The organism is Nocardia vinacea NBRC 16497 (genome assembly GCF_000308835.1).
In the GTDB taxonomy this organism is placed as follows: domain Bacteria; phylum Actinomycetota; class Actinomycetes; order Mycobacteriales; family Mycobacteriaceae; genus Nocardia; species Nocardia vinacea.
Genome location: NZ_BAGN01000208.1, coordinates 23,168 through 35,948, shown reverse-complemented (window position 1 = coordinate 35,948; position 12,781 = coordinate 23,168). Strand labels below are relative to the sequence as shown.

Annotated in this window: 1 protein-coding gene (only partly in view); it reads left to right on the top strand. The window is 66.3% G+C overall.

What is annotated here, in order from left to right; all coding sequences use genetic code 11:
• A protein-coding gene (locus ON44_RS29185) for a non-ribosomal peptide synthetase (RefSeq protein WP_040695739.1) crosses the window boundary here: on the top strand, positions 1-12,781 show its 3' portion. Its footprint begins 12,512 nt before the window's first position; only the last 12,781 of its 25,293 coding nucleotides appear in the window; its start codon lies beyond the left edge, outside the window; it ends in the stop codon at positions 12,779-12,781.

The following is a 12,781-nucleotide window of genomic DNA, read 5'->3' as shown; positions in this document are numbered from 1 at the left end:
CACTTCGGAACTGACCGCCGCGATCGCGGAGCTGGCGCGTAACCATGGGGTGTCGTCGTTCATGGTGGTGCACGCCGCCTACGCGGTATTGCTGGCCCGCTCGGCCCGCGTGGAAGATATCGCTATCGGAACCCCCGTCGCGGGCCGGGCTGAGGCGGCGCTGGACGATCTGGTCGGCATGTTCGTCAACACCCTGGTATTGCGCACCGAGGTGGCGGCCGGAGCGACCTTCGCCGAACTGCTCGGGCGGGTGCGCGCCACCGATGTCCGGGCCTTCGCACATGCCGACCTGCCATTCGAGCGGCTGGTCGATGAGTTGAATCCGGTTCGTTCACAAGCGCATTCACCGATCGTGCAGGCATTGCTCACCTTCGAGCACCGTGACGATACGGTGTTGCGCCTACCCGGACTCGAGGTCGCCGGGTATCCCATCGACAATCAGGTCGCCCAGTTCGACCTCGCGCTGGAACTCGCGGAGGGCGACGGTACCGCGCTGCGTGCCGTCATGCGCTACGCGACGGATCTATTCGACCGGGCGACGGTCGAATCGTTCGCGGCCCGCTTCGTGCGGATACTCGAGGCGGTGGTCGCCGATTCCGCCGTACGTGTCGGCGATATCGAGCTACTGGACAGGAATGAGCTGTCCCTGCTCAATCGATGGAACGACACTTCGTTCGCGATAAACCGGTCACAGACCCTGGTTTCGCTGTTCGAGGAACAGGTACTGCGGACACCCGACGCGGCCGCGGTGACGTTCGAGGGGCGGAGTCTGGCCCACCCGTCACCCGACCACCACCCCCCATCGAGTCGCTACGCGACGCTGACATATTCCGAGTTCGCGGGCCGGGTCCATCGGCTGGCGCGATGGCTCGTCGCGCATGGCGTAGGCCCGGATTCGGTTGTCGCGCTCGGCATGCGGCGCTCGCTCGACTTGGTGGTCGGCATGTACGCGGTCACGGTCGCGGGTGGCGCGTACCTGCCGCTCGATCCCGACCATCCGGCCGACCGGATCGCATATGTGCTCGAGACAGCGCGCCCGGTGTGGGTGCTGACCGCGGGTGTTGATCTGGAAACGGTTGCGGCACGCCAGGTTCGGATCGATCGTCTCGAGCTGACGAGATATTCACCCGCGCCGCTGACCACGATGGATCGGCTCGGCGTGCTGTTGCCGGACCACCCCGCATACGTAATCTTCACCTCCGGCTCTACCGGCCGTCCGAAGGGCGTCGCGGTATCGCATGCCGCGATCGTCAACCGGCTGACATGGATGCAGGCCGAGTACCGGCTCAATGCCGACGACGCGGTATTGCAGAAGACACCGGCGACCTTCGATGTCTCGGTCTGGGAGTTCTTCTGGCCGTTGCAGATCGGCGCGCGGCTGGTGGTCGCACGGCCCGACGGTCATCGGGATCCGGCCTATCTTGCGCGGTTGATCAGCGATGAAGGAATTACCGTCGCGCATTTCGTGCCTTCGATGCTCGCGGTATACCTGGCGGAACCACGTGCGCGCGAATGCGTCACGCTGCGCGCGCTGTTCGCCTCAGGTGAGGCGCTGCCCGCACCGACCGCGCAGCGGGCCCGTGAGCTGACCGGTGCCCGCGTGCACAATCTGTACGGGCCGACCGAGGCAGCGGTCGATGTCACCTTCCACGAGGTGACCGATGCCGACGCGGAGTCGGTGCCGATCGGCACGCCGGTATTCAACACCCGATTGCTGGTGCTGGATGCGCGGATGCGGCTGGTGCCGGTGGGTGTGCCCGGTGAGTTGTACCTCGCGGGTGCGCAGTTGGCGCTCGGCTATGTACGTCGGGCGCCGCTGACCGCTGAACGTTTCGTCGCGAATCCCCATGGCGGCGTGGGGGAGCGGATGTATCGCACCGGCGACCTCGTCAGATGGGTCCCTGCATCGCGAAGCGATTCGATGGGGGGTCGCCGGGTGACGGGTGGGCCTGCGAACGGTGAGCTGGAGTACCTGGGCCGCACCGACTTCCAGGTCAAGCTGCGCGGGTTGCGCATCGAACTCGGCGAGATCGAATCCGCGCTCACCGCACTGGATGTTGTCGATCAGGCCGTCGTCGTGGTGCGTAGCGACGAGCGGCTCGGCGATCAGTTGGTCGCCTACCTGGTGGCAGACCCCGCAGTCGACATCGACGACGTGCGCGCGGAACTGGACGTCGCACTGCCCGCCTATATGGTGCCGTCGGCCTTCGTCGTGCTCGATGCTCTCCCGCTCAATACCTCCGGCAAGCTCGATCGCGCCGCGCTGCCCGCTCCCGTATTCGAGACCGCCACCTACCGAGCTCCCGCGACCGAGACCGAACAGACCGTCGCCGAGATCATGGGCGAACTGCTCGGCATCGAGCGAATCGGCGCCGACGACAACTTCTTCGCACTCGGCGGCAATTCACTGATCGCGACCCAGTTGGCCGCCCGGCTGGGTACCGCGCTGGATGCCGAAGTCCCCGCGCGGATGGTGTTCGAGGCACCTACCGTTGCCGGAATAGCCGCCCGCGCCGCCCTCCTCGCCGGTACCGCCGGTCGTCCGAAGCTCACCGCGCGCCAGCGCCCCGACCTGATTCCGCTCTCGCCCGCACAGCAGCGGATGTGGTTCCTCAACCGATTCGATCCCGGCGAGACGGTGAACAATATTCCGGTCGCGATCCGCCTCACCGGAGATCTCGACACCGATGCGCTCGCCGCCGCGCTGGCCGATGTCGTCGCCCGGCATGAAACCCTGCGCACCGTATATCCGGATATCGATGGCACCGGATACCAGCGGATTCTGGATTCGACGCAGGTGCCCGAAATCGTCGAGCTGGATCCGTCGGCACTGGTGGACCTGGTTGCCACACCTTTCGATGTCACAACTGAAGTACCGCTGCGCATCGGCTTGGCCACCCTGTCGGATCGCGAGCACCTACTCGCTCTCGTGGTGCATCACATTGCGGCGGACGGCTTCTCGATGGCCCCGCTGGCCCGCGATATCACGACCGCATACGTGGCACGCGCCACCGGCACCGCACCGATGTGGACGGACCTGCGTGTGCAGTACGCGGATTACGCCCTCTGGCAACGCGAGATCCTCGGAGTCGAGGGCGATCCGGAATCGGTGGCCGCACAGCAATTGCGCTACTGGAGCCGCGTACTCGGCGGGTTGCCCGCTCAGCTCGATCTGCCCTCGGATCGGCCACGTCCCGCCATTGCCAGTCACGCCGCCGCGAGCACCATCATCGGGCTCGATGCCGCGATCCGCGACGGTATAGCCGCCATTGCCGGACGATACGACCTCAGCCCGTTCATGGTCGTCCATGCCGCGCTGGCCACCTTGCTCGCGCGACTGTCCGGCATGGGTGACATCGCCATCGGCGCGCCGATCGCGGGCCGCGGTGCCGCCGCCCTCGACGACCTCGTCGGCATGTTCGTCAACACACTGGTGCTGCGCACCGAGGTGGCGGGCTCGGACTCCTTCGCCGCCGTACTGCGTCGGGTCCGCGATGGTGACCTGGATGCCTTCGCCAATGCCGATGTGCCGTTCGAGCGGCTGGTCGAGGTGCTGGATTCGCCGCGCTCCGAGGCACGGCATCCGCTGTTCCAGGTCGCGCTGTTCTTCCAGAATCTCGCTCCCGTAGCGGTGGAGCTGGCGGGCGTCACCGTCGCCGACTACGAGATCGACTACGAGACCACACGATTCGATCTGCAATTGACCGTTGCCGACGACGCGCTTCGCTTCACCTACGCCACCGACCTCTTCGACGAGTCGACCATCGCGACGTTCGGCGCTCGCTTCATCCGGCTGCTCGGTGCGGTGGTCGACCATCCGGAACAGGTGGTCGGCGATATCGATCTGTTCGAGACCGGTGAGCTGGAACGAGTTGTGACCGCATGGAACGACTCCGCGCACACCGCATTCGTCGCGGAAATGCTGCTCGACGAATTCGAGCAGCAGGCGGCCGCGACACCGGACGATATTGCCTTGGTCTTCGACGAAACCACCATGACCTACGGCGAACTGGACGGCAGGACCAACCAACTGGCGCGATATCTGATTGCGACCGGCGTCGGCCCGGAGTCATTGGTGGCAGTGGCTATTCGGCGTTCGACCGATCTGGTGGTCGCCATATACGCGGTGCTCAAGGCGGGCGGCGCCTATGTCCCGATCGACCCGGATCATCCGGCCCAGCGCATCGTGCACATCATCGACACCGCCGCACCTATTGCACTGCTCACCACCGAGAGCGATCGTCAGGATTTCGGATATGCCGGGGCGGCAGTGTGTGTCGACACCGTTGCGCTGGACGGCTATGCCGATGACCCGATCGCGGCGAGCGAGCGGACCGCGCCGATTCACCCCCAGAACCCTGCCTACGTGATCTTCACTTCGGGTTCGACCGGAAAACCCAAGGGCGTCAGCGTTTCCCACGCCGCGATCGTCAACCAGATGACGTGGATGCAGTCCGAGTACCAGTTGACCGCCGAAGACGTATACCTGCAGAAGACGGCGACCACCTTCGATGTCTCACTGTGGGGCTACTTCCTGCCGCTGCGCATCGGCGCGACGCTGGTGCTGGCCGCCCCGGATGGCCACCGCGATCCCGGCTACCTCGCCGAAGTGATCACCGAATACGGCGTGACCGTCACCGATTTCGTGCCAACGATGTTGACCGAGTTCGCGAGATATGTCGAAACCGCTGCCGATCTCGGCACATTGCGCACGGTATTCGTCATCGGCGAAGCACTGCCCGCCGAGACCGTCCGTACCTTCGGCGCGGCGAGTTCCGCGCGCCTGCACAACCTGTACGGCCCGACCGAGGCCGCGGTGAGCATCACCTACCGCGACGTCACCGGTGAAATCGACCGCACCGTCATGCCGATCGGCAATCCGGAATGGAACAGCCGCGTGTACGTGCTGGATTCCCGGCTACGACCGACGCTGCCCGGGGTCGCGGGGGAGTTGTATCTCGCAGGCACTCAACTCGCCCGCGGCTATCACGGCAGGCCCGATCTGACGGCGGACCGGTTCGTAGCGAATCCATTCGGACCGGCGGGCGAGCGCATGTACCGCACCGGCGACCTGGTGCGCTGGGACACGAGTGGCGTCACCCCGGAACTCGTATACCTGGGCCGCACCGACTTCCAAGTGAAGTTCCGCGGCCAGCGCATCGAGCTCGGCGAGATCGAGGCCGTACTCGCGACGGTGCCCGGTGTTTCGCAGGCCGCAGCCGGGGTGGTCGGCGACCGGCTCGTCGGCTACGTGGTGAGTGATGCACAAGATGTGCGGGCGGCCGTTCTGGCGGCCGCGGTGGATGCGTTGCCGTCGTATATGGTCCCATCGACGATCGTTGTACTGGCCGCCTTCCCACTCAACATCTCTGGCAAGTTGGCCCGAAAGGCGCTGCCGGAGCCGGTATTCGACGGCGTCGCCTACCGGGCGCCGGTCACCCCGGCCGAACGGTTGGTGGCCGAGGCATTCGAGTCCGTACTCGCGCGGTCGCCGATCGGTGCCGACGACAACTTCTTCGATCTCGGCGGCAACTCACTCATCGCCACCCGAGTTCTGGCCCGGCTCGGCGAGCGGCTCGGTCGTGTGCCCGTGCGATTGCTGTTCGAGGCACCGACCGTGCACGCCTTCGCGGCACGCCTGGCCGCTCTAGCACGTGACCAGGTGGTACCACTGATCGCCGGGCCACGCCCCGAGCGCATTCCGCTCGCACCGGTACAGCGCGGCATGTGGTTCCTCAACCGGCTGGACCCGGACTCGGCCGTCCACAATATCCCGGTCGCGGTACGCATCGGCGGCGAGTTGGACCAGGCTGCGCTGTGTGCCGCGTTCACGGATGTGATCACCCGCCACGAGGCACTGCGCACGGTATACCCGGCCGATGCGAACGGCATCGGACACCAGGTGATCCTGCCCGCCGAACCGGCACCGGTATCCCTCGTCGTCGAGACCGCCGGCTCGGTCGACGGGCGCATCGCCGATTTCCTCGGCACCGGCTTCGATATCACCGCCGAGGTGCCGGTGCGCGCGATACTGCTGCGGGAGCACGCGACCAGCCATGTGCTCGTCGCCGTGCTGCACCACATCGCGGCGGACGGCTATTCGATGGGCCCACTGCTGCGAGACCTGTTGTCGGCCTATCTGTCCCGAGTTGTCGGCGGCACCCCGGTCTGGCCGGAACTCGCCGCACAGTACGCCGATTACGCGCTCTGGCAGACGGTCGAGCTGGATTCGGTTGCAGCCGAACAACTCACCTACTGGACCGAAGCGCTGCGGGATCTGCCGGAAGAACTGGCATTGCCCACCGATCGGCCACGCCCAGCTGTCGCGTCCAAGCGTGGCGGCACGGTGCGCGCCCGCATCGGCGGTGGTGTCGGCGCCCGCATCCACGAACTTGCCGCGCGTCACAACGCAACCCCCTTCATGGTGGTGCATGCCGCACTTGCCGTGTTGCTGGCTCGGCTGTCGGGATCCGGCGATATCGCCATCGGCACCCCGGTCGCGGGCCGCGGCGCGGCGGCGCTGGACGACCTGGTCGGCATGTTCGTGAACACCCTGGTGCTGCGCACATATCCGGACGCGGCGCGTTCGTTCACCGATCTGCTCGACGAGACCAGAACAAACGATCTGGCCGCGTTCGCCCATGCGACCGTGCCGTTCGAGCGCGTCGTCGATGAACTCGGCATCGAGCGCTCGCAATCCAAGCATCCGCTGTTCACCGTGGCGCTGAGCTATCTGAATATCGGCACGGAAGAACTCACACTGCCGGGCCTGGAGTTGGCGGCTGTCGAATTCGATGAACCGGTGGCGCGCTTCGATCTCCAGTTCACCGTCGCGTCGAAACTCGACGCCGAGGGGAACCTGGCAATCGAACTCGACTACACGACAGACCTTTTCGACGCAGCGACCGCCACCGGACTGCTCCGACGGTTCGGTCGGGTCCTCGGCGCACTCGCCGCGAATCCGTCCGCGCCGATCGGCACCATCGATGTGCTCACTCCGGCCGAACGCACCGAACTGCTGGCCAGGCGGGGCGATGACCCGGTGCCGCCGCATACCCTCGCCGAACTGATGGCCGCAGCCGTCGCGATGAATCCCGATGCCCTCGCGCTGATTTCGGACGACCGTGAGCTGACCTATCGTGCACTGGACGAGCACTCGTCCCGCCTGGCCAGAATGCTGATCGGCCACGGCATCGGCGCCGAGGACTTCGTCGCCGTGGCCATCCCGCGCTCCGCCGAATCCATGCTCGCGGTCTGGGCGGTGGCCAAGACCGGTGCGGCCTTCGTCCCCGTCGACCCGACGTATCCGGCAGATCGAATCGCACACATGCTGTCGGATTCCGGTGCCGCCGTGGGGCTTACGCTCACCGCATGCCGCCCGGCGCTGCCCGGCACCACCGAATGGCTGGTACTCGACGCACCGGCTACGGCGGCCCGCATGCGGCATTCGAGCGCGGCGCCCCTTGCTCCCGATGAGCTGATCCGTCCGGTGTGCGTGGCCAATCCCGCGTGGATGATCTACACCTCGGGGTCGACCGGCACCCCGAAGGGCGTACTCGCCACCCACGGCGGCCTCGCGGGAGTGGCGCGTGCACAGCGGGATCGCTACCAGGTCACCGCGACATCCCGCGTCCTGCACGTGGCGTCGCCCAGTTTCGACGCCGCCATGCTCGAGCTCTTGCTGGTCCTGCCCGCTGCCGCCGCCCTGGTGATCGCTCCCGCCACTGTCTACGGCGGCTCGGAGTTGACCGCGTTCGTCCGGGATCAACGGGTGACCCATGCCTTCATCACCCCGGCGGTGCTGCGCACAATGGATCCCAACGAAGTCCCCGAACTCACCCACCTGACCGTCGGCGGCGAATCGTACGGCCCCGATCTGGTGCGACGCTGGGGAACTGGGCGTGCGTTCCACAACACCTACGGTCCGACCGAGACCACGATCATCACCAATATCAGCGCACCGCTGCGGCCCGGCGAATTCGATATGGGCACCACCATTCACGGCATGTCCGCGGTGGTGCTCGATACTCGATTGCAACCCGTCCCGGATGGGGTGACCGGCGAACTGTACTTGCGCGGGCCGGGTCTGGCTCGCGGATATCACGCGCGGCCGGGACTTACGGCCGATCGTTTTGTCGCCGATCCCTACGGTCCAGCGGGCGGGCGGCTGTACCGGACAGGTGATCTGGTGCGCTGGATCGCATCCGGCGCTATCCAGTACGTCGGACGTGCCGACCATCAGGTGAAGGTGCGCGGTCTGCGCATCGAACTCGGTGAGATCGACGCGGTGCTCTCGGCCCATGAGAGCGTCGAATTCGCGGTGACGATCGGGCACACCGACGCCGCTGGTTCGGTTTCGCTGGTCGCGTATGTGGTAGCGGACCGAGCGATCGACACCGCGGAGCTCACCGCCTTCGCCGCACAATCGCTGGCCGCCTATATGGTGCCCGCCGCCATCATGGTCCTCGACGAGATCCCGCTGACCCCGGTCGGCAAGCTGGACCGCAAGGCACTGCCCGCACCCGAGTTCCGCACCGCGACCTTCCGCGCACCGGAGACGGCCGCCGAGCGGATCGTGGCCGAGGTCTTCGCCGAGGTGCTCGGCCTGGCAGCGGTCGGTCTCGATGACGACTTCTTCGCCATCGGTGGAAACTCGCTGACCGCGACACAATTGGCCGCACGACTGGGCGCTCGATCGGACACCTCGGTCGGCGTGCGACTTGTCTTCGAGAACTCGACCGTATCGGCCTTGGCCGCCGCTCTCGACACCACTGCGATGCGTGCTCGTCCGGCACTGACCCGGCGTACCGGCACCGGTCCGATCCCGCTTTCGCTGGCACAGCAGCGCATGTGGTTCCTCAACCGCCTCGACCGCCAGTCCACCGCCTACAACATCCCACTGGCAGTGCGACTCACCGGTGACCTCGATATCACCGCACTCAATGCGGCCATCATCGACGTGGTCGAACGCCACGAAGTTCTGCGCACCGTATACCCGCAGCACGAAAGCGGCGCGGTACAGGTTGTTTTGCCGATGGCCGATGCGGGAGCGCCGGTGCTGGCCGCAATTCCGGTGCCCGTCGACGATCTGACCTCCGCGGTCGCGGATTTCGTCGGTGGGGGATTCGATGTCAGCGACTCGGTTCCGTTGCGCACCAGGCTATTCCGTCCGGTGGCAGGCGCGACCGCCCTCAGTGAGCACGTGCTGGTCGTGGTCGTGCACCACATCGCCGCGGACGGCTCGTCATTGGTACCGCTGGCACGTGACGTGATGACCGCCTACGCCGCGCGTAAGCACGGCATGCCGCCGGAATGGACCCCGCTGCCGGTGCAATACGCGGATTACAGCCGCTGGCAACGGGAACTGCTCGGCAGCGAAAGCGATCCGGATTCGCTGATCTCCCAGCAACTTGGCTTCTGGACCGAAACCCTCACCGGACTGCCCGCACAACTCACCCTCCCCACCGACCGCCCCCGACCCGCCATCGTCTCCACCCGCGGGCGACATGTCGATTTCACCATCGACGCCGATATGCAGGCGAGATTGATGGATTTGGGCCGGAGCACCGGAGCGACACTGTTCATGGTCCTGCACGCCGCCTTCGCGGTACTGTTGGCCCGCCTGTCCGGCACCGCCGATATCGCCGTCGGTACTCCCGTCGCGGGCCGTGGTGCGGCCGAACTCGACGATGTGGTCGGCATGTTCGTCAATACGCTCGTGCTCCGTACCCAGGTGGACGCGGCTACCGGCTTCACCGAACTCCTGGATCGGGTGCGCGCCGCGGATGTCGCGGCCTTCGCCAATGCCGATGTACCGTTCGAGCGGCTGGTCGAGGTGCTGAATCCGGAGCGCTCGACTGCGCGGCATCCGCTGTTCCAGGTCGGCTTCTCCTTCCACAACCAGGCCGAAGCGAAATTCGCACTGGATGGATTGACCGCCACCGCAGTTGATTTCGACTCCGAGGTATCGCAATTCGACCTGCATCTGGTCGTCACCGACCGCTACGGCCCGGATGGGAATGCGGCAGGTATGGCCGCATCGATCACCTATGCCACCGCGCTGTTCGACGAAGCCACGGTCGCCGGTTTCGCCGGACGACTGCATCGCCTGCTGGCCGCGGTCTGCGCCGAAGCGCTACTGCCGGTCGGAGATCTGGCGCTACTCGACACCGCCGAACGCGACCGGATGCTGGTGTCCTGGAATCGGATCGAACACGAATTCACTCCCGCCCCCCTCATCGCCGCCTTCGAGGCACAGGTCGCCGAGACGCCCGACGCGGTGGCGATTGTCGATGACGAAGTAACGGTCACCTACGGCCAGTTCGCCTCGCGGGTGAACAGACTCGCCCGCGCGCTCATCGGTCGCGGCATCGGCCCGGAATCGCTGGTGGCCCTGGCCATTCCACGCAGTGTCGACCTTTTGGTCGCAATGTACGCGGTGGTGACCGCGGGCGGTGCGTATATCCCGCTCGATCCGACCCACCCGCTGGACCGGACCGCGAGCGTACTCGCCGCCGCTGATCCGGCCTTGGTGCTGACCTCGGCCGAGCAGCCGATGCTGCCGGGGACGGTGGCGGATCACGATGTGGTGCTGGATATCTCGGTTGCGGCCGGTGTCCTCGACAACAGTCCGATTCGTGCTGAAGAGCGGCTGTCCGCGCTGACTGCCGCGCATACCGCCTATGTCATCTTCACCTCGGGATCGACCGGAACCCCGAAGGGCGTCGCCGTCCCCCATGCGGCGGTCACACACCAATTGGACTGGCTGCAAACGGAATACGCCCTCGAGCCGGAGGACGCCACGCTCCTGATGACCTCGGCGGCCTTCGATCTCTCGGTCTGGGAGTTCTGGTGGGCCCTGCGCACCGGTGCCCGAGTGGTACTTGCACCCCAAGGCGCACAACGTGATCCGGCGAGGGTGCTGGATCTGATCCGACGCGCTTCGGTCACCACGGTGACGCTGGTGCCGTCGCTGCTGGCCATGCTGGCCGAGGTCAGCGGCGATCAGCGACTGCCGAGATCACTGCGGCGACTGCTCGTCATCGGCGAGGCACTGCCCGCCGCGACCGTCGACCGGATCGGCGCGCTCACCGCCGCCAGGATCGATAACCTGTACGGCCCCACCGAGGCAGCCGTCTCGGTGACCCGGTTCCGCACCGGCGCCGGTCTCCGCCGGACGGTCGTCCCCATCGGCACGCCGGAATCCGGAAACCAGGTATATGTACTCGACGACCGGCTGCACCCGGTGCCGACAGGCGTGACCGGTGAGCTGTACCTGGGCGGCGCGCAGCTGGCCCGCGGCTATCACGGCAGATCCGACCTGAGCGCGGAACGGTTCGTGGCCAACCCATTCGGTACACCCGGCACCCGGATGTACCGAACCGGCGATATGGTCCGCTGGGATGCGGACGGAAACCTCGAATACGTGGAGCGCCGTGACTTCCAGGTGAAGGTGCGCGGTTACCGCATCGAACTCGCCGAAATCGAGCACGCGCTGCGCTCACGTCCGACGGTCGCCGAGGCCGTCGTCATCGCTCATCGCGGTGACCTGCTGGTCGGCTATTTCACCGCCACCTCGCCGATCGATCCGAACGCGCTGAAATCCGCACTGGCCGAAACCCTGCCGAGCTACATGGTTCCGACCGTGCTGATCCAACTAAGCGCCGTGCCGCTGAACGCCAACGGAAAAGTCGACAGGACCGCACTCCCCGAACCCGAGTTGGGCACCCGAGAATTCCGTGCTCCGGAAACGGAGTTGGAGCTGCTGGTCTGCATCGTCTTCGCCGAGTCGCTGGAGGTCGAGCGAATCGGCATGGACGACAACTTCTTCGAACGCGGTGGCAATTCACTGCTGGCCACCCGACTGGCAACCCAGCTGAGTACCGCACTCGCCGAGCAGATCCCGGTGGTATGGCTGTTTGCCGCGCCGACACCCGCGGACCTGATCACCCAACTGGAACTGCACCGCTGCGGCCGCGGCCGCGTCGACGCACAAGCCGCCTTCGATGTCCTATTGCCGTTGCGCCCCGGAGGTTCTCGCGAACCGCTGTTCTGCATCCACCCGGTCGGCGGTGTCGCCTGGTCGTTCGCGGGTCTGGCCGCACATATCGATCCGGAGCGCGGCATCTACGGCATCCAGTCCCCGGTACTGAATTCGGCGGCGGCGCTGCCGGATTCCATCGAGAACTGGGCCGGACGCTACGTCCGCGAAATCCGCGCGGTACAGCCCGAGGGACCCTACCACCTGCTCGGCTGGTCGTTCGGCGGTGTACTCGCACACGCCGTCGCGAACCAATTGGAGGACCAGGGTCAACATGTCGCGCTGCTGGCCATGATGGACAGTCCGCTGCACCTCACGGTGGACGAGACGGCGACGGTACCGGTGGCCGATCTGCTCGGCGGGCTACTCGGCGAACAGGCCGACGACACCGATACCGAACTCGATCGCACCCGACTCGCCCGGCGCATCGCCGAACTTCCGGAACCGTTCGCATCCTTCGGATTCGATCGGCTCGGCCGGCTCCTCGACGCGGGCACGCACTCCCTGGAGCTCATCACCCGGTACCGCCCTCGGCCCTATAAGGGCGATCTCGTCTACTTCACCGCCGCACTCGACGACCCCACCGGGGCTACCGGCGCGGCCAGTTGGTCCGACGCCGTCGACGGCACCGTGCACAACCACGCCGTCCAGGCCACGCACTGGCGCATGACCTCCGAATCCGCCCTCGCCCGCATCGGCCACGTCCTGACCAATGTCTTGGCACACGCCGACCGGGCCTGA